This window comes from Acinetobacter bohemicus ANC 3994, from assembly GCF_000367925.1.
GTDB classification, from domain to species: Bacteria; Pseudomonadota; Gammaproteobacteria; order Pseudomonadales; family Moraxellaceae; genus Acinetobacter; species Acinetobacter bohemicus.
In genome coordinates this window covers 349061-349848 of the sequence record NZ_KB849164.1, presented here as the reverse complement: position 1 = coordinate 349848, position 788 = coordinate 349061, and the positions used below count along the sequence as shown (strand labels likewise).

1 pseudogene is annotated in these 788 nt (G+C 45.1%); it reads right to left on the bottom strand.

Annotation, left to right across the window (positions count from 1 at the left end):
• Positions 1-788: pseudogene (locus F994_RS01605) on the bottom strand (trimeric autotransporter adhesin Ata); the annotation flags it as partial.

Sequence of the window (788 nt, the reverse complement as noted above, 5' to 3'; positions counted from 1 at the left end):
GCACCATCAATCGTGTTTGCACCTGTTCCACCAATGTTGGTCGTAGTAATAGCGCCAGTCACTGCATTTATAGTCGTACTACCACCAATTGCATTTTTAATGCTGTTCGATACTGTATAAAGCTGACTGCCATTAATTGCATCGCTTGAGCTTGCATTGACTGCACCTGCTTTCACATTGGTGATCGTGGTACCTGCTGCTCCTCCACCTAAAGTAACTTTGTCTTTTGTTGCTGCATTGTCGTATTTCACTGCCGCACTGTCTGTTACTGCGTGTTGTGCTGCCAATGTGTCTAATTGACCTTTGTTCACCGCATCTTTAGTGTTCGTACCTGCTTCGATGCCTGTGATTTTATTGGTCGTTTTGTCAATAACAACGTTGCCTACCGTGACTTTGTCCGCTGTAAGTCCTGCATTGTTAATAACCGTATTGCCTGTGGTCACACTGGTCAGACTCAAGTCTTTGCTTAAAGCAAATGCAATGTTTCTGCCTGTCTTGGTCGCGGTAAGGTTTGTATCTGTAGGGTCTGCAACACCAATATCAACCGTATCGCCTGCTTTGACTGCACCTGCATTCGCACCATTCGTTTGTAGGGTAAAGCCGCCTTTTAAGGTGCTAATGTCTGCGGTATTGATGCTGATTTGTGTCCCGTGGTTGCTCACCGTGGTGTTTAGTGCATTGATGCTTGTGGTGTTTTGTGCAACGTTTTGGTTGGTTGCATAAAGTTGGCTACCATTGACTGCATCTGTTGAGGTTGCATTTAAGGAACCTGCTTTGACATTAGTGAT